The organism is Pseudomonas sp. EMN2, assembly GCF_009650555.1.
Classification (GTDB): domain Bacteria; phylum Pseudomonadota; class Gammaproteobacteria; order Pseudomonadales; family Pseudomonadaceae; genus Aquipseudomonas; species Aquipseudomonas sichuanensis.
Map to the genome: position 1 here is coordinate 152,524 of NZ_VZZR01000009.1, position 21,210 is coordinate 173,733.

At 57.0% G+C, this 21,210-nt stretch carries 36 protein-coding genes; 21 read left to right on the forward strand and 15 right to left on the reverse strand.

Features of this window, described 5'->3' with window-relative positions; translation table 11 throughout:
- Nucleotides 1-15 precede the first annotated feature (15 nt).
- Both F6X61_RS03195 and F6X61_RS03200 read right to left on the reverse strand, forming a co-directional pair.
- The gene (locus F6X61_RS03195; protein ID WP_153785361.1) at nt 16-513 is read right to left on the reverse strand and encodes a hypothetical protein; all 498 of its coding nucleotides are present in this window, start codon (nt 511-513) and stop codon (nt 16-18) included.
- A 65-nt stretch (nt 514-578) separates the two neighbouring features.
- Nucleotides 579-917 carry a hypothetical protein gene (locus tag F6X61_RS03200; protein WP_153785362.1) on the reverse strand — a complete coding sequence of 113 codons (339 nt, stop codon included), beginning with the start codon at nt 915-917 and terminating at the stop codon, nt 579-581.
- Between the two features lie 954 nt (nt 918-1,871).
- Here F6X61_RS03200 and F6X61_RS03205 point away from each other — a divergent pair.
- From F6X61_RS03205 to F6X61_RS03280, 16 genes are all read left to right on the forward strand, one after another.
- Nucleotides 1,872-2,132, forward strand: a complete 261-nt coding sequence (locus F6X61_RS03205; RefSeq protein WP_153785363.1) for a hypothetical protein — start codon at nt 1,872-1,874, stop codon at nt 2,130-2,132.
- 14 nt (nt 2,133-2,146) lie between these two features.
- Nucleotides 2,147-2,383: a hypothetical protein gene (locus F6X61_RS03210; protein ID WP_153785364.1), complete on the forward strand. Its 237-nt coding sequence runs from the start codon at nt 2,147-2,149 to the stop codon at nt 2,381-2,383.
- A gap of 73 nt (nt 2,384-2,456) precedes the next feature.
- Entirely contained in the window at nt 2,457-2,630 is a 174-nt protein-coding gene (locus F6X61_RS03215; protein ID WP_153785365.1) for a hypothetical protein, read from the forward strand.
- A 384-nt stretch (nt 2,631-3,014) separates the two neighbouring features.
- Nucleotides 3,015-3,236: a hypothetical protein gene (locus F6X61_RS03220; RefSeq protein ID WP_153785366.1), complete on the forward strand. Its 222-nt coding sequence runs from the start codon at nt 3,015-3,017 to the stop codon at nt 3,234-3,236.
- Nucleotides 3,237-3,330: 94 nt separating this feature from the next.
- The gene (locus F6X61_RS03225) at nt 3,331-3,639 is read left to right on the forward strand and encodes a hypothetical protein (RefSeq protein WP_153785367.1); all 309 of its coding nucleotides are present in this window, start codon (nt 3,331-3,333) and stop codon (nt 3,637-3,639) included.
- A 360-nt stretch (nt 3,640-3,999) separates the two neighbouring features.
- A complete protein-coding gene (locus F6X61_RS03230) occupies nt 4,000-4,248 on the forward strand; it encodes a PapB/FocB family fimbrial expression transcriptional regulator (protein ID WP_153785368.1) in 249 nt (82 codons plus the stop codon).
- A 71-nt stretch (nt 4,249-4,319) separates the two neighbouring features.
- Complete coding sequence (locus F6X61_RS03235) at nt 4,320-4,577, forward strand: hypothetical protein (RefSeq protein WP_178125757.1); 258 nt, start codon at nt 4,320-4,322, stop codon at nt 4,575-4,577.
- Nucleotides 4,578-4,648: 71 nt separating this feature from the next.
- On the forward strand, nt 4,649-4,912 hold the full coding sequence (locus F6X61_RS03240) for a hypothetical protein (protein ID WP_153785369.1): 264 nt from the start codon (nt 4,649-4,651) through the stop codon (nt 4,910-4,912).
- A gap of 42 nt (nt 4,913-4,954) precedes the next feature.
- Complete coding sequence (locus F6X61_RS03245) at nt 4,955-5,539, forward strand: hypothetical protein (RefSeq protein ID WP_153785370.1); 585 nt, start codon at nt 4,955-4,957, stop codon at nt 5,537-5,539.
- Between the two features lie 90 nt (nt 5,540-5,629).
- Nucleotides 5,630-6,010, forward strand: a complete 381-nt coding sequence (locus F6X61_RS03250; protein ID WP_153785371.1) for a hypothetical protein — start codon at nt 5,630-5,632, stop codon at nt 6,008-6,010.
- 95 nt (nt 6,011-6,105) lie between these two features.
- On the forward strand, nt 6,106-6,324 hold the full coding sequence (locus tag F6X61_RS03255; protein ID WP_153785372.1) for a hypothetical protein: 219 nt from the start codon (nt 6,106-6,108) through the stop codon (nt 6,322-6,324).
- Between the two features lie 304 nt (nt 6,325-6,628).
- Complete coding sequence (locus tag F6X61_RS03260) at nt 6,629-7,072, forward strand: hypothetical protein (protein ID WP_153785373.1); 444 nt, start codon at nt 6,629-6,631, stop codon at nt 7,070-7,072.
- A 90-nt stretch (nt 7,073-7,162) separates the two neighbouring features.
- Nucleotides 7,163-7,369: a hypothetical protein gene (locus F6X61_RS03265; protein ID WP_153785374.1), complete on the forward strand. Its 207-nt coding sequence runs from the start codon at nt 7,163-7,165 to the stop codon at nt 7,367-7,369.
- Nucleotides 7,370-7,379: 10 nt separating this feature from the next.
- On the forward strand, nt 7,380-7,622 hold the full coding sequence (locus tag F6X61_RS03270; protein ID WP_153785375.1) for a hypothetical protein: 243 nt from the start codon (nt 7,380-7,382) through the stop codon (nt 7,620-7,622).
- Nucleotides 7,623-7,740: 118 nt separating this feature from the next.
- Entirely contained in the window at nt 7,741-7,974 is a 234-nt protein-coding gene (locus tag F6X61_RS03275) for a hypothetical protein (RefSeq protein WP_153785376.1), read from the forward strand.
- Nucleotides 7,975-7,992: 18 nt separating this feature from the next.
- Nucleotides 7,993-8,190, forward strand: coding sequence for a hypothetical protein (locus F6X61_RS03280; protein WP_153785377.1), 198 nt, complete (start codon nt 7,993-7,995; stop codon nt 8,188-8,190).
- 389 nt (nt 8,191-8,579) lie between these two features.
- Here the strand turns inward: F6X61_RS03280 and F6X61_RS03285 are convergent, their stop codons facing one another.
- The 7 genes from F6X61_RS03285 to F6X61_RS03310 form a co-directional block, all read right to left on the reverse strand.
- Nucleotides 8,580-9,020, reverse strand: a complete 441-nt coding sequence (locus F6X61_RS03285) for a hypothetical protein (RefSeq protein WP_153785378.1) — start codon at nt 9,018-9,020, stop codon at nt 8,580-8,582.
- Between the two features lie 5 nt (nt 9,021-9,025).
- Nucleotides 9,026-9,148, reverse strand: coding sequence for a hypothetical protein (locus F6X61_RS27175; protein WP_256671271.1), 123 nt, complete (start codon nt 9,146-9,148; stop codon nt 9,026-9,028).
- Between the two features lie 229 nt (nt 9,149-9,377).
- Nucleotides 9,378-9,659 (reverse strand): HU family DNA-binding protein, encoded by a 282-nt coding sequence (locus F6X61_RS03290; protein WP_153785379.1) that lies wholly within the window; start codon nt 9,657-9,659, stop codon nt 9,378-9,380.
- The gene (locus F6X61_RS03295; protein WP_153785380.1) at nt 9,646-9,978 is read right to left on the reverse strand and encodes a hypothetical protein; all 333 of its coding nucleotides are present in this window, start codon (nt 9,976-9,978) and stop codon (nt 9,646-9,648) included. Before F6X61_RS03295 ends, F6X61_RS03290 begins: the two co-directional genes overlap by 14 nt.
- Nucleotides 9,979-10,024: 46 nt before the next feature.
- A complete protein-coding gene (locus tag F6X61_RS03300; protein ID WP_153785381.1) occupies nt 10,025-10,582 on the reverse strand; it encodes a hypothetical protein in 558 nt (185 codons plus the stop codon).
- An 11-nt stretch (nt 10,583-10,593) separates the two neighbouring features.
- A complete protein-coding gene (locus F6X61_RS03305) occupies nt 10,594-10,869 on the reverse strand; it encodes a hypothetical protein (RefSeq protein WP_153785382.1) in 276 nt (91 codons plus the stop codon).
- A gap of 21 nt (nt 10,870-10,890) precedes the next feature.
- On the reverse strand, nt 10,891-12,678 hold the full coding sequence (locus F6X61_RS03310) for a DNA cytosine methyltransferase (protein WP_256671272.1): 1,788 nt from the start codon (nt 12,676-12,678) through the stop codon (nt 10,891-10,893).
- Between the two features lie 162 nt (nt 12,679-12,840).
- Between F6X61_RS03310 and F6X61_RS03315 the strand changes: the two genes are divergently transcribed.
- The 4 genes from F6X61_RS03315 to F6X61_RS03330 all read left to right on the forward strand — a co-directional run bounded on the left by F6X61_RS03315 (nt 12,841) and on the right by F6X61_RS03330 (nt 17,566).
- Nucleotides 12,841-13,221, forward strand: coding sequence for a hypothetical protein (locus F6X61_RS03315; protein ID WP_153785383.1), 381 nt, complete (start codon nt 12,841-12,843; stop codon nt 13,219-13,221).
- Between the two features lie 623 nt (nt 13,222-13,844).
- Nucleotides 13,845-15,785: a hypothetical protein gene (locus F6X61_RS26930; RefSeq protein ID WP_178125758.1), complete on the forward strand. Its 1,941-nt coding sequence runs from the start codon at nt 13,845-13,847 to the stop codon at nt 15,783-15,785.
- A 15-nt stretch (nt 15,786-15,800) separates the two neighbouring features.
- The gene (locus F6X61_RS03325) at nt 15,801-16,400 is read left to right on the forward strand and encodes a hypothetical protein (protein WP_153785384.1); all 600 of its coding nucleotides are present in this window, start codon (nt 15,801-15,803) and stop codon (nt 16,398-16,400) included.
- Nucleotides 16,401-16,519: 119 nt separating this feature from the next.
- On the forward strand, nt 16,520-17,566 hold the full coding sequence (locus F6X61_RS03330; RefSeq protein WP_153785385.1) for a tetratricopeptide repeat protein: 1,047 nt from the start codon (nt 16,520-16,522) through the stop codon (nt 17,564-17,566).
- A gap of 190 nt (nt 17,567-17,756) precedes the next feature.
- Here the strand turns inward: F6X61_RS03330 and F6X61_RS03335 are convergent, their stop codons facing one another.
- Entirely contained in the window at nt 17,757-17,981 is a 225-nt protein-coding gene (locus F6X61_RS03335) for a hypothetical protein (RefSeq protein ID WP_153785386.1), read from the reverse strand.
- On the opposite strand from F6X61_RS03335, the gene F6X61_RS03340 reads away from it, so the two are divergent.
- Nucleotides 17,980-18,420 carry a hypothetical protein gene (locus tag F6X61_RS03340; protein WP_153785387.1) on the forward strand — a complete coding sequence of 147 codons (441 nt, stop codon included), beginning with the start codon at nt 17,980-17,982 and terminating at the stop codon, nt 18,418-18,420. The genes F6X61_RS03335 and F6X61_RS03340 overlap by 2 nt on opposite strands.
- Here F6X61_RS03340 and F6X61_RS03345 read toward each other — a convergent pair whose 3' ends face one another.
- From F6X61_RS03345 to F6X61_RS27475, 5 genes are all read right to left on the reverse strand, one after another.
- Complete coding sequence (locus F6X61_RS03345) at nt 18,421-18,918, reverse strand: DNA-binding protein (RefSeq protein WP_153785388.1); 498 nt, start codon at nt 18,916-18,918, stop codon at nt 18,421-18,423.
- Between the two features lie 15 nt (nt 18,919-18,933).
- Complete coding sequence (locus F6X61_RS27470; RefSeq protein WP_153785389.1) at nt 18,934-19,245, reverse strand: helix-turn-helix transcriptional regulator; 312 nt, start codon at nt 19,243-19,245, stop codon at nt 18,934-18,936.
- 102 nt (nt 19,246-19,347) lie between these two features.
- A complete protein-coding gene (locus F6X61_RS03355) occupies nt 19,348-19,878 on the reverse strand; it encodes a hypothetical protein (protein WP_153785390.1) in 531 nt (176 codons plus the stop codon).
- A gap of 118 nt (nt 19,879-19,996) precedes the next feature.
- Nucleotides 19,997-20,467 carry a thermonuclease family protein gene (locus F6X61_RS03360; RefSeq protein WP_153785391.1) on the reverse strand — a complete coding sequence of 157 codons (471 nt, stop codon included), beginning with the start codon at nt 20,465-20,467 and terminating at the stop codon, nt 19,997-19,999.
- A gap of 62 nt (nt 20,468-20,529) precedes the next feature.
- Nucleotides 20,530-20,847: a TrfB-related DNA-binding protein gene (locus F6X61_RS27475; protein WP_153785392.1), complete on the reverse strand. Its 318-nt coding sequence runs from the start codon at nt 20,845-20,847 to the stop codon at nt 20,530-20,532.
- Nucleotides 20,848-21,210: the final 363 nt, after the last annotated feature.

Sequence of the window (21,210 nt, forward strand, 5' to 3'; positions counted from 1 at the left end):
TGAACGCCTCGGCGATCAGTACGCCTGGATGGTGTCGTTCAGGAACCGCACCAGATCTTGCCCAAGCTGCCGTTGCAACGCCGCACGTGTAACCGGCGTGTCTTGGGCCTTGTACTCTGCGAAGAAAGGGGCGGTAAGCTTCTCGACGAAAGTGTGGGTCTTGGCACGGCGCTTGTAGTACTTCAACTCAAACACCTCGTCCCCCATCTGGCCAATGGCGAACTCAAACCAGCCTTCCACTGTGTCAGGCTCATCAATCAAACAGTCACCCAAGGTCAACTCCAGCTGGTAGCCGGCGACCTTCAAGGCTTCAACGACCTGCCTCTGCAGGTCAGTGGAGATGTCGACCATGGTCATCCCGCCACTGCCATCATTGCTGACCATGCCCAGCTTCTTGCCGCCAAGGTAGACGTTGCAAGACCACGCAACGCCGCGATTGGTATCGGTTCGGCTATACGATTTGACTTGGACGTTGGCTTTCTTCGCGGCATCAAGATTATCGAATGGTTTCACGGCTGTGTTCTCGGTAGTAGGAGGAGTGGTCGTGACCCAGCGAACCGGGTCTGTGCGTTGTCGGCCTAGAAAAGCTCGCCTTGCCGATCGGCATAGGAGCACCAGCGCTCGAAGCTTTCGTTGCCGCACCAGATGCGAATGTTTTCGATGAAGCCTTCCTTACGTGCTCTCCGGATCAAATCAGAGATGACGTCCTCCGAATCCCCCATCTCGAAGCAATTATCGAATTGGCGTTCGCCCAGCCCCTCATAGCCGCGATCCCAGAGTTCGTAGCTGGTGATTTCGTGCACCAAACTGTACTTGAACGCGAGCACAAGAAACTCTACGCGGGACTTGAAAATATGGAGGCTGGCGGTCAGCGTGTGCAGTTTTTGGTAGACGGTGTACGGGGGCTCGAGCGGCATTTCCTGTTCCTCAACGAATCGCTTCAACAAAACTAATATTACCGTATAGGGAAATATTGTAAAGATAAAAATCACCTTTATCGGAAATATTTATAAGCTGGCGCCGCGTTACCCAGGACGGGGCTTTGCGTAGATTGCCCTTGAACTTTGGCCGCTTGATGCCATGCACCGAGTTGCTACCGGCGAGCGCTCTGGACTGCAGCAAGTGGCCAAACAGGCTGGCCAGCGCCAGCCTGTTTGCGGCGGACGGTGGTGCCGGCCGGTCGCACTTTACGGGACGGCCAGCGTCAGCACATGGGCGCGAGTGACAGCGCGAAACCCGTCGGCTCCACTCAGGTCGATGGAGGCACAGGTTGTCGAGGTTGGCGAACCACTCGGCGGCCGGCACGCTGGCCAACTGCTGGAATTGCGCGACGATCAGCCGGCACCCTGGCTGCGTTTATTCAGCGGGCCCGTGCAGCGTGTCACTAGGAGGTGCTGCAACTGCTGGAGGAGGCGAAGTGGCGGTGCAGCGCTGGCCGGCCGGACTGAGCGTGAGTTTGACGGATAACCGGACGCCGCTGAGGTTGGTGACCCGTAGCAAACCGACAATGCCAACTGCTGGAATTTTACGCTATAGAGTAAAAAATTCTTGTTATTTTTATGGTATAGCGTAAAATTACCCTCGTTGAAATAGACAACTGGGGACGAAGCAATGCTCACAACTTCGGAAAGGGCGCAACTTAAAAGGCTTGCTGAGTACGGTAAGCCAGTTCATCCAACGGCTTGCGGCATTGAGCTTGATCGGGGTGAGTTTTGGGGGCGTCGGGCCGACATGCAGGCGCTGGAAAAGCTAGGGCTAGTGGAAAGTAAACTGGTGATGCATGGCCCTAGGCCTGTACCTCATTACACAGTGTCCGCTGCCGGTCATGTGTACCTTTCGACGCTAGCGAACTGATTGAGGTAAATCCGACCATGGTCGCCATCGACCCGAACCAAACCGCTGACAAGCTAATCGCTCAGCGTGCCTCTGCAAGTGCTGGCTACAAAGGCGCCGCTGTGCGCGTGGCAAACGGCAAAATCGGCCTTTGCACGTCGACGTACAACCACAGCCAGGATGATGCAACCAAGTCCGAAATTGCGCGTCGTGTCGCTGCCCTCTGGAACTTGGCAGTGGGGATCCCAACAGTCGAGTTGGAAGCCCTGGACGCGTCCGGCTTCAAGCTACGCAAGTAACCGGAAAACGAACGATGGCCACCAAAATGCAGCTGCAAGAAAAATACGACAAGCGGGCCGAAAGAGTTTCCTCTCTCGCTGAGGCGGGTCAGATCGAGGCCGCAGATTTGCATGAACTCGACTACCTCGGGCGCTTCAAAGTCGCAAATGAGCACTGGGGCATTTGTGACACTTCTGCTCGGCAAGCGCTGCTCAACGACCAGCACCACTTTGTTCGCTCATGCGCAAGGATTGAAGCATCGAAGCACTAGCCGTCAGCCTCCCCGAACCACCAGCCCGCCAAGTCGCGGGCTTTGGCAGTAGGAGAGGGCGCTTTCAGCCCTCATGATCGAGCAGCAATGCGCCCAGGAGGCAGTGACGATGACGGAGTGGAATGCTTGCGCGGATGGCCGCTATTTGGGCACCGTTAACGCGGCGAACGAGGGCGACGCTCGTTGTGCAGCGCTGTCGAAATTCGATGTGGACGAAGACGCGGTAATCTCGGTTTCTCGCCGATAACCCAGTCCTTCCCGGTTCGTCGGGAGCTTCAAGGAAATCCACTATGCGTAGACAAGTCAAAAGTGTAACGAAGAAAGGTGCGCCAGCATCGTTCGTGTATGAGTTGAGTTGTGGCCATGCGGTGACTGGCGACCTGCGCCGTAAGCTCGGTGGCAAGCGCGCACAACCGAAAACAGCGGTATGCGAAAACTGCCCTAAGTCGGCCCATCCAGCACCGCCAGAAGGTTGAGGAAAACTCGAGGAACCGCCCAAGCCCAGCACCTGCTGGGCAGCGGCAGTAGATGTTGGGCGATTTCCATCCCCAGGATCAAGCAGGGGAAACAGACCATGGACATTCAGGCCATGGGTTAGAGCAGCCTAAGAGTGAAGGAAAAAATAACGACCATGAATCACGCCATGATTACCAGCGAAGCGACGCCCAAGAAGCCGCCTAGGGTCAAGATCGTGAACGCGGTACGTCCGAAGGGATTGGCCTGGTCCACGCAGCTGTGGGACTGCGAGCTTTCTTGTGGTCACCGGCAGCGCGTCAAAGGGCGTGTCAACGACAAGCCGTTGACCACTACCTGCGACACCTGCGCCGGAAAACCCTGGACCAAGCGGCATTAATGGATAATCCGCGGTACCACCCAAGCCCGGCTCCTGCTGGGCCGAGGACGTAGAGAGGTGCGACTTTCGCGCCCATGACATTCAGGAGCGCTTCATGAGCCACCAAGATGAGTTTTGGCAGCTGTGCAAGGCTGGTGAGCTGATAGAGCTTGATCCCAGAAAAGGTCGAGCCCTCAACATTGCGGCCGGCTTCGGCAATGAAGCTGACAGCATCCTCGCCGTCTTCCAAGCAGCCAGCGGCGTAAAACTCAGCGACGTCCAAATTCAAGATGCAAAAGCGACTGGTCTTGAAGTTGCAGCAGCAGGTGAGCATTCGGTGCATTCACTGGTTGAGCGCTGGGCACAGGTAGGTGGCCTGGAGAGCTTCGCCGCAGCGCTTAAAGTTGCGATGATCCCGGCTTAGATCGGTCGAGGAAATGTCGCACCAGGTGCACCACACCCAACTTGCCAAGGCACTTGGTGTGAGCCACAGCCGGGCTGGCCAGATGAACCGCAAGGGCTTATACCTCGCCAACCCGATGGCCTATTGGCATACCGTGTTGAGCAGTCAAACAGCAAATCGGCTAATGAAGAGTGGTTATTCAAGTCGTGAACAGGTCGCAAAGGCGGTAGGCTTGGGCGAAATCACCGATAGACCCTCTTCTAGCCAGCGTGAGCGTTCGTTTCGGAGAGTCAGCAGACAACTGTTCCAGGGCTTGGCAAGGTTGGGGTTGATGAGCTTTTAGCCTGGCTGAAAGATGAATTGATATAGGAAAGTCATTTGATGGACGTTCATAACCTGGCGCCGGGAAAAGTCCCTGCTGAGCAATTCGACCTGTTGCTTGCGGGCACTGACATACGGGGACTGAGGGTGGCCGAGGCGCTGCGCCTTCACCTGGTAGACGGCCTGACGCCAAAAGAAGCGTGCGAGCAAACTCGGGCCAACAGAGGGCAGTTTTCGCTGAGGCTGAAAGCGATCCACGAAGAGAATCAGCGAGTCATTCAACTTATTAAATTTTACTCTATACCGTAAATTTATCTTGTTGTTTTTATGGTATAGCGTAAAATACACCCTCCATAAAGCGAATCCCTGAGGTGGTGGCCATGGCGACCCAGCACATTGCAGTTGAGGCAAAGCATTTCATCGGTTCCGGCGCAAAAGCATGGCTGATCGCCGGGCGCATTCCAGGTGATGATGACGACACTCCCTATTTGGTGTTGGCTGATGATGAGTCTCTGGCTCAAGAGGTCTTCGAAGGCCAGCTTTATGCTGATGGGGATGTCACCAAAGAGGAACAGGCCCATCTGGTAGAGCGTTACAACTCCAGCATCATCATCACTACCAGCCTGCTTTTGAACTAGTCACCGCCAGATCAGGTTCGCCGGGCCTTCAAGGAAAATCCCAGCGATGCCCAGGCATGAAGGAGAGAATCATGGCCAAGACACTCAAGCAGGTCATGCCAAGGGAGTTTTCAGGTGGCGAGTATAGGGATGATCGGGCTCAGCGTTATGCGGATGTCGAGGTTGTTCGTGAGTACGACGGAACGAAGCACGGTGAAGGTTGGCCGGGTAAGCACAAGAATGTTTATTTTTGGGTTGCACTCGCTAATGGGTATGCCGTTGGTTGGAACGAAAACCTCGCCCGTGGATGGTCATTCCCAGTGATTCGCTGGGTTGCACCTGCCAGCAATCAGTAATAACTAGGGCACCGTTAGTGCCGGCCAAGCAGAGACAAGACGATGAGTTTCGATACACAACGCAAATCAGCTTTGCTTCAGAAACAAGATCGCGCTACTACACAGCCGCCTCGGGTGGAAGGTCAGTCAATCGCTCAGTCGGTTCTTGAATATTTTCAGGCGACTGGTTTTGTCGCTGTGCCAGATGGCGAATTTGCAGCGGCGGTAAGCCATCCCAAATCATCCGATCCGGCCGATCCAAGACGTTCTCTGTATCTCATATTTTCCGATGGATCAGATATAGGCCTCCATGGCAGCGAAGTCGGGGGAGCCTCACAGGCGGGTGAAGCAGATGCTGATCGGCGCTGCGAGGCTGCGCTCAAAATCGCCCCAGAACTGGGGCAGAATCTTGCGCTCAACGAGTTGAGTCATCGGCAGGAAGTACGTTGGACTTCACTGCTTGGCTTGATCGAAGTCTCTGATGGCAAAGCCGCTGTGGTTGACGCTGGTGGTCGTGCCGAAGGCTACGCGCTGGGCCTGTTCGATGCGGGTGTCATCACAGAGGCACTACGTGAGCGTTTGGCACGTACGGCTTCAAAGGCCACTGCCGCTAAAGTTGATCGGCTGGAACGTGAAGAAACCAAGTAGAAAATTCTGCTGCATCCTCAGCCCGCCGCCGTGCGGGCTAAGCCAGTGAAAGGACGCCTTTTTCGCGTCCGCGAAAATAGGACTGAGACAATGACGTCGAATGAGACAGCCCCGATGTGGTGCATTGCATTGACCTTCGCCGATGAAGAGAACAACGGTTTCGTAACCCTCGGCGGCGCCGGCTGGGAATCGCAAGCCGAGTGGGAGTCGCAGTGGGCTGCTCTGCCCCTGTCGGCTCTCGGTGATGAAGATCCGGCCAACTTGATTGCTGACAAGCTCGACCTGGCCGGCGAGATAATCGCCGACAAGCGTGTCACTGCCGAAACGGTTGAGCGCCTGCTGGGCCGTCCGCTGGCCGAGCTGATCGAGAAAGGCCGCGCTAATACCCCGTTCATCCTGGGCCAAGCCCTGGAGCGCGACCCTGAGCTGGCCGCGCAGTTTCATGCAGCTGGCCCAACAGCGGCCAATTGATGGATATTCAACTCCACCCCTAAGCCCGCTCGGTCGCGGGCTAACCCCGTAAGAGGCGGGTGCTTCTCACCTCCCAGGACCGCAGGAAAGCCAGAATGATTTCAGTTGTTGACCTTCGCAGCCTGTGGGCAAGTTTTTTGGAGAACCCGGCGCAATTTACCTTGGAGCTGTTGGCAGCCATCGTCGTATTTGCAGTTGCCAACTTGGTGTATCGAAAAACTCCGGTGAAATACCGACCTCCGCTCGCAATTGCGTATGTCGCAGCTTTGCTGCTTTGGATGTACTGGCCAATGATTTGGCTTGATCAAGTTTAGGGGAAGTAATGAGCACTAAACAGTTATATATACTTGCTTTTATTGCTTCAGCTATTGCAATTTTGTGTATGGTACTAGCTGCTATAGGGCGCGACGGTCTTGCGTTTGTTATCGTGGTATTTTGTGGGTTCGTAATTAGTTTGTTTGCCAAGCAGCACGAAGGCGATAATGGATAAACCGGGTAATTCTGTTGAAACGAGGATTTCGCATACCTGATTTTAACCAATCAACGCGGCAATCCAAATACCCAGGAAAAGATCGCCGCAAACCTACGACCGCGGTTGACACAGAATTGGAGTAACGAATGAGTATTCAGGTTTCTGATGTACAGCCCTGCTCAGAGGGCATCACTAGCGTGGTAGTGGCACTTCAATTATGCAAAACCCTGCAACCGCTTGAGCTCAGGATGATGGACTCCGAGCACGAGGAGCTTGTGATCAAGCTTCGCCTTAACGGTGGAAAAGAATCAGCAATCTTTGTTTATGACGCAGATAACGAAGCTGTGAAGCTTTCGGCTGTTTTAACCTTCGAGGACTTCCCTCTTACGCAAATGGAAACTGCTAGGGAGTTAGCGCGGCAGGAAGCATTTGTGGCGGGAATTACGCTGACCTTGACGGTTAGTGATACTGGAAATTTGGAAGCTGAGCATATCATCGAGCCCGGTTTGCCCACTGATACCATGGCTACACGAATTACGTCCTTCGCCGGCGCCGCCAACCGCTTGGATGTCGCTTTTGAAAAGCTCTAGGGGCGCCGTGCTACTGCGCCTCGGCGTGTAGCTGCCGACGCCCGTTACCCGCAACGCCTGAACCCCACCCCCTGATACCGAGGAAAGTTTATGGCACTCACAAAATTCGAGCACGGCGTACTTTATGCAGCCGCCCAGGTAGTGCGCTTGCATGATGAACCCCAGGTAGCCGCCGATGTGCTCAAGCAAGCCGGATTGGCCAGCGCCGACTGCAGCAGTCTGGACGAGTACGACAAGGAATCGCTTCGCGAAGTGAACACGATTCGTGGGATGGGCCTGACTGGCCTCGAAGTTTAGGAGAACCCCTATGGCGACCAATTGCGTCCTGTTCACTGCCGCCGGGGGCTGCAAACAACTGCGCATCGAGCTGAACGGCCGCGTCGATGGCCTGCCGTTCACCCTAGACTGCAGCCGCTTGCTCAACGGCAGTCCGGCATGGCTAGAGCTGCCCCGACGCTACGCCAGTGTCCTAGGCGCCAAGCAGGGGGCTGCGCGACTGATCGGCGGCGGTGTGCAATGGCAAGCCGTCGAGCCCGTAAACACCGATTAACCGAACTTCAGCAATAGGCAGGAAGATTGCGATACCGCCAAAGCCCAGCCCTCGCGCTGGGTCGAAGACGTAGAAGGGGCGCGACTTACGCTGCCCAGGGTCAAGCAGGGAGAACATCATGGCAACCCGTATGTGGACGAAAGCTGAAATCACCGAGTTCGACAAGTTAGTTGATGCGGTATCAAGCCAGGACCAGGTGAAGCGTATTGAGGCTCGGATGGACATGAGCAGCTTTGTGGCCAATCATGGCAAAGAGAAGTGCGATGCTATGTTCGCTCACCTCGAAGCAAGTGGCAAAAAAGAAGACGGCCCTGTCGTTGGTGAGCAGGGTGAAGCACCTGCTGCAAACTGATTAAATAGGGGAATTTTCATGAGTACTCGAAAGGCAATAATGAGGATTTTTGGCATTCTCGCTCTGGTAGTGATCGTTATTACAGGCGGCTTTTCCATTAACCCAATTTTTACTGAGGGTTTGGCCGGGGTAGACACAGCGTCGATAATGCTCTTCCTGATGTCCGGTATTGCAGGGGCGGTGGTCTTAGTCAAACTCGTATTCGCCGAGCGGTGAATCGGGCTGCGCGGCTGTCTCCGAGCGATGCACCAGGAGCCGGACGACTAGGTCATTCTCCCCGATTAAAACGCCTCCTCAACCATCAAGATTGAGTATGCCGTCATGGCCGACTTAAGCCCCAGTTCGCCTTGGCCTGCTGCGCGCTGCTGGTGTTCGTCTGTACTACCGGCATCGCCTGTGCGGCTTTGCCCGGTTCGAGGCTGTACGCGGCAAGGGCGTGCCGATGGTCACGGCCAAGGCCGCCGGTTCGCCTGGACCTGGTGCGCGTGACGCGGACCAAGCACGTGCGCAAGCAGGACGTGCCGGACCAGCTGGAACTGATCGCTGCTGCATAGTGGCCAGATCTTCTCACACCTGCATAAGTGAGGTAGACAGGCCTGGCGTGATCAGCCATGCGAGATCTCCGAGACTTCTTCCAAGGCGGCCTCAAGTACGCTGCCTGGGTCAAATCGCAGCAGGTCCTGCGGGCGCTTGGAGGCCAGCCAGCTGTTATCGGACATGAACCAGTAGGCCATCTGCCAAGAGTCCTTGGATGATTCGAGAACCTTCATCACGTCCTTCAGCTGAGACAGGGGTCCATAGCCGCAGGCCTCATCCAGGCCGTACATTGGGAAATAATCAGTGCCGTTGTGGGTGATGGCGAAGATGCGCTTATCCAGTATCCACTCGCTGGGCTGCGAGGACAGATTGCGGCCACTGAGTTGGGCCAGGCTCGCGATCTCAGGCGCCGTGACCCAGTCGCCGCTTTCCAGAACGGTGCTTTTGGCCTTCATCAGCATCTCGGCTTGGCGGCGCTCTAGCGAGGAGATCGGTTCCAGGGGCGCCATAACCTCTAGACCTCTACTAGCCGTTGTATGGTCTCACGGCGCTCCTGGAAGCCGTGGGAGGGCTCCAAGTCATCGAGCAGCACGACGTGACGGCTGAACGTGATGATGGCCTCTATGGGCTCTGCCATGGCGAACTCCATGATGACGGACCACTGCTTTCATGAATAACCAATCTAATCCGAGGATTACTGTGGAGCAAGGTGGGCCGGTGGCTGACGCGGGTTGATTCGCGCTATGCATGTCATGGAGTAGCACTTGCCCTGCCCGAACAGGCAGAACGGCAGGCATAGAAAAACCCGCTCTGAGGCGGGTTCTCTATGCTCGCGGTGTCGTGGTGCTAGCAGGTGACGAAGGGGTTCACCGGCCAGCGACCGCACGCTTAAGAACCGCACCAGCCTTGAAGGTAGGGGATCTCGAGGCAGGGATGGTGATGGGCTGGCCGGTACTGGGATTTCGGCCAACGCGGGCAGGGCGCTGCTTTACGGTGAAGGTGCCGAAGCCGGTGAGCACCACGTCGCCGTTACCCGAAGCGAGCTCCTCGATGATGCAGTCGACAATTGCAGCGAGGGTCCGCCCGGATTCCTCGCGGCTCAGGGCCGTTTGCTCCTGGATCTGATTGACGATATCAGCCTTGTTCATTTCTGGGGACCTTTAAGGTTGGGGTTTCGAAGGAATTCTTGAGGAGTGTTTTTCCCAGCCAGGCAACGCCAAGGCCCCCAAGGAGACCGGTGATCATGCCAGTGACAGGGTCATCTGTGAGCACGCCAAAAAGGTAGTAAACCAGGCACGTTGCGGAAACCGCGCAGTGAATGATCGAGCCCCAGGCGAAAATGACCGGGCGCTTCACCGCGTAGGCGACGAGCCACAGCAGCAGTACCACGCCGGTGAACATCAGTGGCGCCAGCAGAATCTGGCTGTTGGCCAGTAGGATTTCTGGGTTCAAGGGTTGTTGTGACAAAACGCTTTCCTAGATACAGCGGCCAGCAGCGCCGGCCGCGGTTGGGTTATTGCAAACCTGGGCCAGGCCTGACGCGGGTTGCTTGTACGGCCTCGCGTTTCACGCTGTCGCGCTCCTCGAGGCGTTCGTGAACGCGCTGCAGACCTTTATTGAGCTGTGAACTCAGAGAGCCCTGGCCAGAGGCGGTATTCGCCACCTGTTCTTTCAGCAGGTGGTTCTCCCGAGCCAGATGCTGCGCCTCTGAGCGTAGCGTAGCGAACTTGGTCACTACATGGGTAATCGTCGCCGTGGCGGCCGCGCTGAAGGCGCTCAACGTCGACAATTGGTAGAAGTGGTTCGCGTGACTGTCTGGAAGCTGTCCTTTCAGCCCAGCCAACCACTTCGACGTATCCGGGTTGGTGAGGTTGAAGTACCCGGTGGCAATGGCATCAGGGTCACGGTTTGCGATCCCGATGATGAATTGTGCGCCAGCAACTACAGCCGCGGCCGCGATGGGAGTGGCAACGATCGCGGCGGCAATCGACGCTTTTGGCTGACGGTCTTTCACGAAGCTGAGGAAGTTGTCTACCAGCCGGCCCAGGAGTTGTTTCCCGTTACTTTTCATGCCGCGGTTCCTTATGCAGCGTTGAGTTGATCCTGCTCGATGATGTGGCAATGCTGATCAATCTTGTCGAGACTCGACTGGATCAGCTCTGCGTCCTTCGGGTGCAAGCCCTGCTCAACCTCGGAGAGGATGATCGCGTAGGGAAGGGCCATCTTGACCACCGCATCCTTGAGCTCTCGGCTGAATGATGGATGGTCGAGCACCTTCTGGTTGGCAGCCTCCAGGCGAGCGCTGAGAGCCTCGGCCCTTTCGCGGAACTGCCGCCATTCGTGTTCGTTGAGTTGCATTTGGTTCATCCTCGACTCGAATTAGAAGCGTGGGCCGAACGAGGGCCGAGGGCGGCTCTCTTCTCGGGCTGGCTCGTGGGTTGGGAACATGCTCATTTGCTGGTTTTGCGCTTCGCGAGCTGCTTGGGCTTGGGCTGCAACGAGCGAACTGGTCACCGCTGGCGCTGGTTGTTCCAGCTGCACCACGGTTGGGACTGCAGACTTGCTTGGATAGCGGACTCGCACTGCCTCGCCCAGGGCGACTTCAGGGAAGGCGCTGGCCTTGTGCAGAATGCCGACGCCGTTGCCGATATCCTGGATGAGAGCGCCAGCATCGTTTGCCGTGATACGGCCTTCGTAGGTGACCCCAGCTATCGGTTGACGGATCTGGCGCACGACTTCAGAGGCGGTGTCCTGAATGGTGTCGTGAATGGCCTGAATCAGATGGTGGGTTGTGAAGCTTTTCCGATCATGGCCAAAGTCCAGCACGAACTGGCCAAGCAGTTTTGCTGCAGCCACAAACGGGTCTTTGACGATGGCCTGGCCCAGTACCTCATGAGCCACAGTGTTCGATAACCCCTCGATCACTGAAGGGGGCCACTGCTTAATGCGTGCATGTTCATTGGCGGTGAACTGGCGCAGCAGGTTCGGATCTGTCGGGTGGGCCAGTTTGGGGTCGGTACTACGGACCTTGGCATATCCCTTGGTCAGCGTGTTCACCTTGATGTCGGAGTCGGTGAAGACCTGCATCCTAAAGCCTTTGCCCTCGGCCAGGTCGCGAATTTCTTTTTCCTTGAGCCCCCTCATTTCTGACCATAGCGGCGAGTCCTCAGGGATATCGTCGAGGATGTCAGAAAGCGTCATCGTCTTGGCTTCAGGTAGCTGGAGCATGCTCCAGTCGAAACTCATGCCCTCGGTGACCGCCACCATGCACCAGCGGTCACGGTGCTCCAGGGCGTTGAAGTCCGAACCCTTGAGGACGGTTTCGTGAGTCGCGTATCCCAGGTCTGCCAACTGGTTTCGCAGAATTGCGGCGCTGGCGCTGGAGGAGTAGGGGATCACGTTTTCCATGAGGATGAAGGCTGGGTTGGCGCGCGCGATGATCATCAGTGCCGCGACGATCAGGTGCCCAACAAGCGGGTGCTCTTCCGCCATTGCAGTACCGCGGCGCGCACGCCCGCTGACTGAAGCTCCCGAGCAAGGTAGACCGGCTTCCAGCCCGTCTTGCTTTGGTATCAGCCGCGTAGCGGCGTCATCGAAAGCGAACTCCTGCATCGGCGCTGCTACGGGGATCGTTCGTGGCGACCAGTCGCTCCCTTTTGTCGCATGCTCGAGCAGCTCGGGCCTGATCTCATTGACCAGGCCTTTCTCGGTCTGGATGCCTGCAGCTTGCAACCCCTCGTGCACGGCCTTGGATAGAAGGCCGGCACCGTGGGAAAGGCTCCCGATCGTCAGCGGAATGTTGTTCTCGATCTTGTAGCGGAGCCTGTTCAGGCGCTCTTTCTTTTTGACCTCACTCGCCAGGGGCAGCAAGTAAATTTGACCTTCGCGCTGCACCAGCCTGATCGCCGCCATGCCATCGAACAACGCCAGCACCTCGCGGCTGTTGATGTCGATGATTGGGTAGGCCTTATCGCCGCGCTGCTTGGAGCTGACCACCCGAGAGCCATCGGGATTGGCCTGCAGCGTGACCACGCCCTCTTTCATATGGATGTCGTATCGATCGCCTGGCTGCAACCCAGCAGAGGACACTTCCGAATTCTCGAGCCAGATACGCGGCCGGCCTCGGTTCTGACCTACGTTTTTGATGAAATAGCCATGCAACGACATGAGGGTTCTCACCGCCTGTAAACAACGTGCAATGATATTAAACCATGTCAAAAAGGACTGCAGCTGCTTTAGTCATGCACGCGCATGCAAGGGGAGGGTGGATTGACATGTTCCAATTAACAGAACTAACATCGCTCCATTATCTGAATGGAACCCAATCCAATGCCGACTATTGATCTCTTCTCTCCCTGGAGCCATGCATCTCGCCACCCTTTCATGGCGGCCGGCATCATCATCGCGCTGATTGCTCTGGTAGCTTTGCAGGCATGGCTGACCAAGCGATTTGCTCGGCGCCAATGGGCATTGAGCTTGCTGCTTGGGATCGGGTACCTCGCCTTCGCCACTCCTGGAATGTATATCCTCTTCCAGAAGCACCCATCCGAGGTTGTCGCAGCCGGGACCCGTGCAGCTGCGTATATTGAATTCTGCCGATCAATTAGCCGGACGCAGAGAGACTTCAAAGAGCCAGATGCGGCCAGAGTGCTCAAAGCAATTGAGAAGGTGGAAGGTTTTCCAGCTCCTGCGTGCCATCCAGAGCAATGATAATTAACATCGTCAACGTACAAGTCCGGCTCGAGTTGATAAACCTGGCTCTGCAAGTGCTCGAGCGGGAAGGGAATTCAAGTCTGCGGCACAAATTGGCACCTTACGCCAGTGCTAGCGACGCCATGGGCGAGCGCCGTGGAGCTATGGATCTTCGGACAGTATTCGCCCCATCTCACACCCTCCTTGAAGTGTCAGAATTCATGAGGGGCCTTGGTTATCGAGAGTGGGCCGCAGAGCTTGCCCAGGCAGCCCAGACTCACGGCTGCTAGGGTCTCTGAGACCAAAAACCTTCGATGCACTGGCCGGTTTTCTGGTGCCTCCAGCCGGCACTGGATAAAACGCAAAACTGTCCCAGCCCTACCGGTCGGCGCCAGCACCATTTGGCCTCCAGAATAAAAACTGTCGCAGCTCGCGCCGCTATCCCTGAGTGCTCGACCCTTGCCGTCGAGCAAGCAGCGGTGATCATTCCCCCCCTGCGACAGTTTTTAATCTTCAGTGGCAGTTTTAATTCTCAAAGCCCCTTGACCAGTTCTGTTTAACAGAACTATGCTGTTCGTACATGGCGCCCCGCCGTTGAGACGAACAGGGCGCGCTGGCCAAATGAATTGGAAGTGCGTGAAATGAACGAGATCATCATCCCTGCCGGCGACGGCAAAACCGAGCGGATCGAAAGCTCCACCCAGGCACCGGCCGAAGGGCAATGGTACTGGGTGTCTCAGACCCCATCGAATGATGATCCTCGCCCTGAGTGGCTTGCCTGCGCTACTCGGGTAGGCTCCAACTTCGTTGAGGTCAAGGGCCCTAGCTTCGCAGGCCGATACTCCTACCAGACACGCATCCATATGGATGACGTACCGCGGCTTGTTCGTCCAGCGCCTGAGTTCAAAGAGGTGATCGGTCAGCGTACGGCTGAAATCCAAGCTGCCATCGCTTCTGTCATGCATGAGATGGAAGAGCTGACACACCGCCTGGGTGTAGGCAATTCCCGCCTCAGCCACACCCCTGAAGGTTCCGGAACTGGGCTGGCAGTCCTGTCGGGCGTCGACAATCTCAGCGCCTACAAGCAGCAGCTGATAGCGGCCAAGGACACAACCTTGCCCGAGTTACAGAAGCTGATGAAGGACCATACGGAGAACCTGGCTCGATGGCTGCAGGCTGAGGTAATTCCGTTCGAGGCCCAGCGCGACGGTGCTAACAGGGCGGTAAAATTGATGGAGGGCCGCATCCTGAACGTCGAGTTGTACGGCGGGCTCGCTGAGCACGCAATTCAATTCGCTGAAGGGGAGCCGGCGGCTGCTACCGAGAAACTGCGTGTATTCCAGCGTCTGCTGTTCTGTGATGAAGAAGCACTGCTCCGCTACCACGACGGCGGAATGGACATCAGCGACATGGCATCCTTCCGCGGTTGGCTTGCGCTCCCCGAGAACCGCGACCGCATTCTTCCATACGACCGATGCATGGTAGCCATGCGCGTGCGTCGCAAAGTGAAGGAGCGCGACTGGGGTGGGAATCTTCGTACGCTTTTCAAGAACCTGCACATGAACGAAGCGGACAAATACACCTACTTGTTCATTCGCAATGGTGGTCGTCTGTACCAGGTTGAAACGGCTATCGACTTCGACGAGCTCATCTTCCCCTCGAAGAGCGTTTACGATCCAAGTCAGCCGATGATGGTCAACGTGAGAGATCGTAATTTCGATAAGAGGATGCCTCGCCGTGAGTACGACGACCGAGTCGAAAAAAGTGCTCAGGGCAAAAAATCCTACGATCAATGGGCTGCAGAAAATCCTGGGCGAAATTCCTGGGACAACCCCCATCGGAACTATGAGCATTTCGATGCTCATCAGTGGCACCCCCTGGATAGTTCCAGCGTGTACTTCGACGACGCAATGGAGGCAATTTCTGATGAGGTCCAAAAATTCAACCGCGTCGCAGTGATCATCCAGGGCATCTTTGACCGCTCGGAGTGCCTGGTGCCTCATCCTCGTGTGCGCAGCTGGACAGCAGAAGGTTTCCGCGAGGCGATCCAGTTGGTGTACGACGGCGATGGACTCGTCCACGGCGAAGCACCCGATTTCAGGGCCTACGTGCAACGTTGCAATACCAGCATCACCAGCGCCTCGGTCCTGGTAGGTCAAGAGCACGCATGGCAAGAGCGCGAAACCAAGAAAGAGTGCGATCGCATTGACAGGGACCGCCGGTCTAGCAGCCAGACCTACAGGCCCAAGCTTCATACGAATTACGGTGATCCAGGGCCAGGTTACCTGGCGTTACCTGAAAGCATCTCGGGCAAGAGGGCAACCTTCACCTGGTTCAAGGAGCGCCTATCGCGAAACGGTCAGTTCATGCCGCTCATCGCAGCAAAAGTCGTCGTTCCCTTCGACAAGCTGTTCAACGTGAGCGCCTACCAGCTAGGTGACTACCTGATGTTCTTCAGGGATCCCCGTACCCGCGAACGGTACTTGGAGTGGGCTCCCATGCTTATCGCGGCCGAGGAATATCACCGCGGCACCAAAAAAGCCCAAGCACCTGGGTACCGCGACCCTAACCACGAGTATTGATGGAGGATTCACGACATGGAACAACCGAAAATTCTGAGCTTCATGCGTGCCGGCGCAGCACCGGCCACCGATGGGCGATCTGTCGCGGCCGTCAACGGGGTAAACGTCCTCATCTCGAGCGCCAAGGCGCTTGTGGGGCGCTCGGTGCCGGCGTTGCACGGTGGTGAGGGGCGTCCGAAGCGCATCAGCTACGGGGCCTACAACCTGCCCACCTACCGCGCTGAAGACGGTACCGTCAGCCACGGGGGCGCTCAGATCATCGACGCGATGCGGGATGACCGGCAGTACACCAGGAACGCTGTCGAGTTGCGCTGTGACGCGTTGGCGTTGGTGATCTACGTCGCCGGCGTGCAGCAGATCAACCCAGATAGCAGGGCTGTCGCCCAGGCCATTCGCTTGGCTATCTATGACCACGAGGCTAAAGCGCCAGTGCTGAAGAATGTGGCGCTGACGGATTCCGCCCAGGTCTACCGCTCTCTGCACCAGGCGCTGATCAGCAGCTTCAACAAGGTCTCCCGAAACTTCAACATCGCTGGTCTGACAACGGCTGACCTGACTCTGGTGTCGAACTACCCAGACCTGGTCCCGAGCATCTGCATTACTGACCCCTACTAGGTCTGTGACGCCTCGACTAGCAACGTATACAATCATTGTACGCTGCAAGCATTGATTCCAATGCGCCGTGCTCGACGTTTCGAGCGGAAGTCGGGGTTGAAATGAAACAGAAGTGTTCCGTGCTGAGCCTGGTCATAGGATCAGCGTTTTTGACTGGGTGCTCCAACGAACCTGTCGTGCTGACTTATCAGGAGCCCGTGTACGCATCTGCCATGGCTCAAGCCGACCAATATGCAGAGAGCTTGGCTCCCGAACAGGTTGAGCCATCTACGTCAGTAGAACCCCTCGGTTCAGGTTGGGAGGAAGTATCAACGGATCCTGCAGCCGAATCGAGCAGGGCAGCTCAGCGTGCCTACGATCTCGCCTTGCAGGATCAGGGACCTGGGCGTATTACCAAGCTGGTGGCTGCGGCCGATCTCGGGAGCGCGCAAGCCAACTACGAGCTGGCAAAGGTCTACACCCAGGGTACGCTCGCGCCGCGCGATCTCGATGCCGCCCAAAGGTACCTCGAGCAGGCCGCAGGCTTGAATGATCCAGAAGCTACGCGTGTGCTCGGATGGCAAATGGTCCGCGGCGATCGCGGTCAGCAAAACCTCGCCGGCGGCGCTGCCGTGATGGAGGTGAGCGCCAAGACGAGTGCTCGAGCTCAGCGTGAGCTCGGGATGCTGTACGCAAATCTATACGACCAGTACAAGCTCAATGACGAGAGCAGGGGTGAGGCTCTGTTATTGCGGGCATATCAAAGCGGTGACGCGCCGGCAGCCCTCGCTCTGGGCAAGTTCTACATTCGTCAGGCGCGCCAGATCGAGGCCATCGCTCCCCTGTCATTCGCCGCCCAAGCGAACGACAAGGCTGCGGTAAAGCTGCTCTCCACACTGGGCGCTGGACCAGCGGTATCAAACCCAACCCCTTCGTTCCAGCAGTCAGCTGGTGCTGACCGCTTGTACCAGCATGGACTGGCGCTGCTGCTGAAAGCCCACGATCTCGAAGATGAGGCTGAAGGCTACGCCTACCTGAGCCTGGCCAGCGACCAAGACCACCCTTTGGCACGAACTGAGCTGGCAGCAGTGGAGGGCGTGAAGACGCAGATGGACCGCAAGCACGGCGGAGGCTGGCTGCGCTCGATTAAGGACTCGATCGCCTCGCGAGGTGCCGACGATGAGTGAGTGTCCTGGCCAGCTAGACAGGGGGTGGCGTGAAACGGTGATCATCATCCGGCCACGCCCACTGCTGGCGCCGACCACCATCGAGATCACAGGCGCCCAGGACGCTGCGTGTAACGAGCCAGGTCACCTCGAGTTTGGGGCAGGGATTCCCTGGGCCTCATTCACGGTCCGAGGCTCGCACGTTCCAGCTTCATCTGATGAGGCTTTCGAGCTGTTCCTCACCTGGTGTGATGAGGTTGCTACCGTCGAGTACAGCCCCCTCATGGGCACCGGTACGGTCAGCTTCGTTGATAGCCTTCCAGTCACGGTGGGAGAGATCCTTGAGTTGGGCAGAAGCCCGGTCAATCGCATCGTCGACGGCCAACAAGATCCAATCGAAATGCCAGCGGAGCTGGCGATAGAGGAAAGTGAGCATGTCCCAAGCTGAACAACCCTGGCCGCACAAATTCGACGTCGCAATCAACCCTGCGGCTCGCCGCCCACTCATGATCATGCTGGGGTTCGGGCTCCTGGCCGTGGTTCTCTACATCGGGATCTCGTTGCTCGATGGGTATCGCTACAGCCAGGAGCAGGAAAGCCTTGTGCCGCGCATGAGCGAGTTGGCAGTCCAGGGCGTGCCAGAGGCGATCGCCTGGATGATCAAGAACAAGGAGGGGTACTACAACACGCCAGAGGGTAAGGCTCAGCTGAAACTCGCTGCCGAGGCTGGCCACCCCCAGAGCATGTTCTTCTACGCGTCCATTCACCGCAAGGACAATCCGGACCTTGCCAAGGACTACCTCCAGAGAGCAGCTGATGCAGGATATCCGCGGGCAGTCCAGATGATGGAGAAATGGAAGCACCGGACGGACTGATCAGCTCTTCAGGGGGGAGGGGAGCTCTACGCCTGGAAGGTGCTTGTTGACGATGTCTGTGATCAGCACCCGGTACTGTGAGCTCCGGTGAAGCTCCCCTCGCTGTTCGTCAATGCGCGCCACCAGGTCGCTGATCCGCACGTCTTTCTGTTTGCAACGCTCCTCGAGAGCAGCACACGCGGCCTGAGCTGCACGCAGCTGGTCCGAGACCGCGTCAAGCACCAGTTGTTTCTCCGCCGACTTCGCCTTCTCCGCGGCGAGCTGTTGCTTCAACAGCTCGATCTCCGTCTCTATGTTCGGATCACAAGCAGGTAGTCTCGTGGCACCGGCGCTTGGCTGAGCGCTTTGGGAATGGGTGCGCCAAACCTCCATCAAGCGCTCGCCGCGGCCGAAGCCAATCCTCTTCCTCAGGGCGTAGGCGGTGACTGAGCCGCCGTCCTGCAAAATGCTCTCGCCGGCCTGGATGATGATTTCTGGTGTGGCTTTAGGTGGGCGCATGCTTACAGTTCGCTATTACAGTAGCCGAGCGGCCTTTAGGATCAGAATTTTCGATGCTACCTGGGGAGCAAGCGAGTGTTTGGCCATCCACTCCTCAACTAATGCCTCGAGCTCACACTCGGCCCCAGGGAGACTTGGGGGCACATCGACGACCTGAAGGGCAGCCTTTATCCGCAAGAGTGTAGCGGCGCGTGGTCGCATTTCACCCGACTCATACCTTGAAATCGCTGATGCGGCGAGGCCAACTTTGGCTCCCAATTCAGATTGAGAAAGCCGGCTTGCAGACCTTGCTCGTACAAGCCATTCAGCGAAGGACTCAGGCGGCATGCATTGTTCTCGACAGGTACAGAATTGAGTGCATTTAATGGCTTCCGACGACGTAATGGGTAAGCGACAAACTAGCAATTGTTCTCTTCAAGAGCTATTGGATTAGCAGGTGTAGTCGTACTTGAGGTACTTCCCGCACCCAAGGGGCAGGCAGATCGTGCCGGCGTAGCTGTCCCCCGCCATACCCCCATTCATTGTCTGATCGACGTACACGTCCCCCAAGATGTAGCCGTCATCCTGCGCTTCGCCCACTGGCTGCTCCACGATCGAGTAGTCGGAGCAATCGTCCTGGGCAAGGAACTCTTCGATTTCCTTGAAGACGTCCACAGGCACCATCTGGCGCACCTGCTCGAGGATCACCTTATCCCTGGCCCACTGGTCTTCGAGATCCTGGGCTATCGCCGCATCAGCTGCAGCCAGGATCTCAAATTCAGCGTCGCTCAAGGGGGCTGTCTCGCATTCAACACAGACGCCCGATTCAGTGGCTTCTGGAAGCCCGCACTGCGTGCAGCTTGCCTCCTGCCGCGCTTGCGCTTGACCCCGTGCGTCGCAGGTTGCGCATTGGTACCCGTCAGGGGTATCCAAAAGATGACCTTCGGCACCGCATTGAGCGCATTCCTGAATGACCTTCATGGTGTGTACCTGCAGTTGAATGGAAACATGACCAGCTACCCATCACACGGCATCTGCCGCGCCATTCGCTCCGCGCAGTCATCACCCTCATCTGGGCTAGCCTGGCGAGGCGGCCAAGTTACTTGTTTTGCCGGCGATACATCCACGGCTCCAGCGGCTGCGGGTCCGACCATAGGCCGAGCTGCTCGCGCTTCGCTTGCGCCTCGATCGCTGGCAACCGGCGATCCTGGTTGTACCGGGTGTACACCCAGGCCAGGCCGGCCCGCACCTGCTCGGTATTCGCTTCAACGCCATCCGCAACAACGCGCCCAACCTTGCGACCGTACTGGTCCTGGTTCTGAACGTGCACATCCACCATGCGGCCGGCGATCAGCGATGTCAGGTTCTGCCGAGAGCGTTGACCGAACGCCTGGCTCTTTTCAGGGGCGTCAATGTTCGCGAGGCGAACGCGGACCGTCTGGTTCTGGGCGGTGAGCACGTCCACAGTGTCTCCATCCAGCACACGGACGGCTTTACCGTGGAAATCACCAGCCGCGAAAGCGCTGCTGAAACACAGGGACAGCGCGAGCACGAGCACGCTTCGCTTCATATTCACCTCTTAAAATATAATTACACCTTGCAAGGCGGGATAAAAAACAAGCAGCCAACTGGCTACTTGTTCAACTCCTCGACAGCGACCTGGATCCGCTGGCGGACCTCGGCGGCGAGCTCGGGGGGCATGAGTTCGTTGACTCGAACCCAGTCGACAGGGAATCCGTCAAGGATGGCGCGGACGCGCTTTACCGCATTGTTCACGGATTGCCGAGACATGCTTCCTACTAACTCGCCCGCCTTGGATGGCCCATGCCCGTCAACAAGGACGTAGCGAGCTGCAGCAACCACATTCCCTGACAAATTAGACAGCCGCGGTAGCGCCTTCTCGAATTCTTCGGCGGTCATGTGGCTGGAAGGATGGTCGTTACCTGTCATAAAAACGTAATTAACCCGACGTTAAACTTGCGCGATTTTGTGATGAATCCGTAACGGCCGTGGCTTTTCAAAGGCTTGGCTGCGAATTGGACGAAAGTATAGCTTGCGGCCATCAACTGATCGTGGCCCTGTTCAAGGGCGTTCGCGCAGCTACTGGTAAGGGTTCATGGTAAGGAAGCGCGTAAATGCTGTCAATTTAAGATTTACATCGTTTACGTTTTTGCGGTAGTCTGCGGCCTGCAGGCATCGCAGCAAAAAAAGCATAAGAACAAGCGTTTTTATTCGTGGACGAGCCTTTCAGATCCAGCTAGCTTGCCTGCACCTAAAAACAGAAACATAAAAACACGCATAAGTAAGACCAAG

What these genes read in the sequence shown, in the direction of transcription:
- F6X61_RS03200 (WP_153785362.1), bottom strand. Translation starts at nt 917, where the DNA reads ATGCCGCTCGAGCCCCCGTACACCGTCTACCAAAAACTGCACACGCTG.
- F6X61_RS03205 (WP_153785363.1), top strand. Translation starts at nt 1,872, where the DNA reads ATGGTCGCCATCGACCCGAACCAAACCGCTGACAAGCTAATCGCTCAG.
- F6X61_RS03210 (WP_153785364.1), top strand. Translation starts at nt 2,147, where the DNA reads ATGGCCACCAAAATGCAGCTGCAAGAAAAATACGACAAGCGGGCCGAA.
- F6X61_RS03215 (WP_153785365.1), top strand. Translation starts at nt 2,457, where the DNA reads ATGATCGAGCAGCAATGCGCCCAGGAGGCAGTGACGATGACGGAGTGG.
- F6X61_RS03220 (WP_153785366.1), top strand. Translation starts at nt 3,015, where the DNA reads ATGAATCACGCCATGATTACCAGCGAAGCGACGCCCAAGAAGCCGCCT.
- F6X61_RS03225 (WP_153785367.1), top strand. Translation starts at nt 3,331, where the DNA reads ATGAGCCACCAAGATGAGTTTTGGCAGCTGTGCAAGGCTGGTGAGCTG.
- F6X61_RS03230 (WP_153785368.1), top strand. Translation starts at nt 4,000, where the DNA reads ATGGACGTTCATAACCTGGCGCCGGGAAAAGTCCCTGCTGAGCAATTC.
- F6X61_RS03235 (WP_178125757.1), top strand. Translation starts at nt 4,320, where the DNA reads ATGGCGACCCAGCACATTGCAGTTGAGGCAAAGCATTTCATCGGTTCC.
- F6X61_RS03240 (WP_153785369.1), top strand. Translation starts at nt 4,649, where the DNA reads ATGGCCAAGACACTCAAGCAGGTCATGCCAAGGGAGTTTTCAGGTGGC.
- F6X61_RS03245 (WP_153785370.1), top strand. Translation starts at nt 4,955, where the DNA reads ATGAGTTTCGATACACAACGCAAATCAGCTTTGCTTCAGAAACAAGAT.
- F6X61_RS03250 (WP_153785371.1), top strand. Translation starts at nt 5,630, where the DNA reads ATGACGTCGAATGAGACAGCCCCGATGTGGTGCATTGCATTGACCTTC.
- F6X61_RS03255 (WP_153785372.1), top strand. Translation starts at nt 6,106, where the DNA reads ATGATTTCAGTTGTTGACCTTCGCAGCCTGTGGGCAAGTTTTTTGGAG.
- F6X61_RS03260 (WP_153785373.1), top strand. Translation starts at nt 6,629, where the DNA reads ATGAGTATTCAGGTTTCTGATGTACAGCCCTGCTCAGAGGGCATCACT.
- F6X61_RS03265 (WP_153785374.1), top strand. Translation starts at nt 7,163, where the DNA reads ATGGCACTCACAAAATTCGAGCACGGCGTACTTTATGCAGCCGCCCAG.
- F6X61_RS03270 (WP_153785375.1), top strand. Translation starts at nt 7,380, where the DNA reads ATGGCGACCAATTGCGTCCTGTTCACTGCCGCCGGGGGCTGCAAACAA.
- F6X61_RS03275 (WP_153785376.1), top strand. Translation starts at nt 7,741, where the DNA reads ATGGCAACCCGTATGTGGACGAAAGCTGAAATCACCGAGTTCGACAAG.
- F6X61_RS03280 (WP_153785377.1), top strand. Translation starts at nt 7,993, where the DNA reads ATGAGTACTCGAAAGGCAATAATGAGGATTTTTGGCATTCTCGCTCTG.
- F6X61_RS03285 (WP_153785378.1), bottom strand. Translation starts at nt 9,020, where the DNA reads ATGGCGCCCCTGGAACCGATCTCCTCGCTAGAGCGCCGCCAAGCCGAG.
- F6X61_RS27175 (WP_256671271.1), bottom strand. Translation starts at nt 9,148, where the DNA reads ATGGCAGAGCCCATAGAGGCCATCATCACGTTCAGCCGTCACGTCGTG.
- F6X61_RS03290 (WP_153785379.1), bottom strand. Translation starts at nt 9,659, where the DNA reads ATGAACAAGGCTGATATCGTCAATCAGATCCAGGAGCAAACGGCCCTG.
- F6X61_RS03300 (WP_153785381.1), bottom strand. Translation starts at nt 10,582, where the DNA reads ATGAAAAGTAACGGGAAACAACTCCTGGGCCGGCTGGTAGACAACTTC.
- F6X61_RS03305 (WP_153785382.1), bottom strand. Translation starts at nt 10,869, where the DNA reads ATGCAACTCAACGAACACGAATGGCGGCAGTTCCGCGAAAGGGCCGAG.
- F6X61_RS03310 (WP_256671272.1), bottom strand. Translation starts at nt 12,678, where the DNA reads ATGTCGTTGCATGGCTATTTCATCAAAAACGTAGGTCAGAACCGAGGC.
- F6X61_RS03315 (WP_153785383.1), top strand. Translation starts at nt 12,841, where the DNA reads ATGCCGACTATTGATCTCTTCTCTCCCTGGAGCCATGCATCTCGCCAC.
- F6X61_RS26930 (WP_178125758.1), top strand. Translation starts at nt 13,845, where the DNA reads ATGAACGAGATCATCATCCCTGCCGGCGACGGCAAAACCGAGCGGATC.
- F6X61_RS03325 (WP_153785384.1), top strand. Translation starts at nt 15,801, where the DNA reads ATGGAACAACCGAAAATTCTGAGCTTCATGCGTGCCGGCGCAGCACCG.
- F6X61_RS03340 (WP_153785387.1), top strand. Translation starts at nt 17,980, where the DNA reads ATGTCCCAAGCTGAACAACCCTGGCCGCACAAATTCGACGTCGCAATC.
- F6X61_RS03335 (WP_153785386.1), bottom strand. Translation starts at nt 17,981, where the DNA reads ATGCTCACTTTCCTCTATCGCCAGCTCCGCTGGCATTTCGATTGGATC.
- F6X61_RS03345 (WP_153785388.1), bottom strand. Translation starts at nt 18,918, where the DNA reads ATGCGCCCACCTAAAGCCACACCAGAAATCATCATCCAGGCCGGCGAG.
- F6X61_RS27470 (WP_153785389.1), bottom strand. Translation starts at nt 19,245, where the DNA reads ATGCCGCCTGAGTCCTTCGCTGAATGGCTTGTACGAGCAAGGTCTGCA.
- F6X61_RS03355 (WP_153785390.1), bottom strand. Translation starts at nt 19,878, where the DNA reads ATGAAGGTCATTCAGGAATGCGCTCAATGCGGTGCCGAAGGTCATCTT.
- F6X61_RS03360 (WP_153785391.1), bottom strand. Translation starts at nt 20,467, where the DNA reads ATGAAGCGAAGCGTGCTCGTGCTCGCGCTGTCCCTGTGTTTCAGCAGC.
- F6X61_RS27475 (WP_153785392.1), bottom strand. Translation starts at nt 20,847, where the DNA reads ATGACAGGTAACGACCATCCTTCCAGCCACATGACCGCCGAAGAATTC.